The organism is Larkinella sp. C7 (assembly GCF_006149005.1).
Classification (GTDB): Bacteria; Bacteroidota; Bacteroidia; order Cytophagales; family Spirosomataceae; genus Larkinella.
Genome location: NZ_VBSL01000225.1, coordinates 1 through 361, shown reverse-complemented (window position 1 = coordinate 361; position 361 = coordinate 1). Strand labels below are relative to the sequence as shown.

The following is a 361-nucleotide window of genomic DNA, read 5'->3' as shown; positions in this document are numbered from 1 at the left end:
GAGGATGCCTTAATTATGCAGCGAGCTGCTAAAAAATGAGAGGCCAAGTCTGGCAAAATGGTAGTTGTGAGGTTGAATAATGTTGAAAGATAGATATATATTGGCGATTGAGTCCTCTTGTGATGAGACCAGTGTCGCCCTTTTAAAAAATGAATCAGAACTGTTGAGTAATATTATTGCCAGTCAGGTTGAGAGTCATAAGCGCTTTGGAGGCGTGGTACCAGAAGTGGCCAGCCGTCACCATGTTGAGGTGATTACTCTTTGTATTCAGGATGCTCTGAGTGAGGCTGGCCTTGAGGCTCAAGACTTGGATGCTGTAGCAGTAACTTATGGCCCGGGTTTGGTTGGAGCTCTCCTGGTG

Annotated in this window: 1 pseudogene; it reads left to right on the top strand. The window is 45.7% G+C overall.

Annotated features, from left to right (window positions below):
- Positions 1–79: 79 nt before the first annotated feature.
- A pseudogene (locus FH871_RS35200) lies at positions 80–361 on the top strand (tRNA (adenosine(37)-N6)-threonylcarbamoyltransferase complex transferase subunit TsaD); the annotation flags it as partial.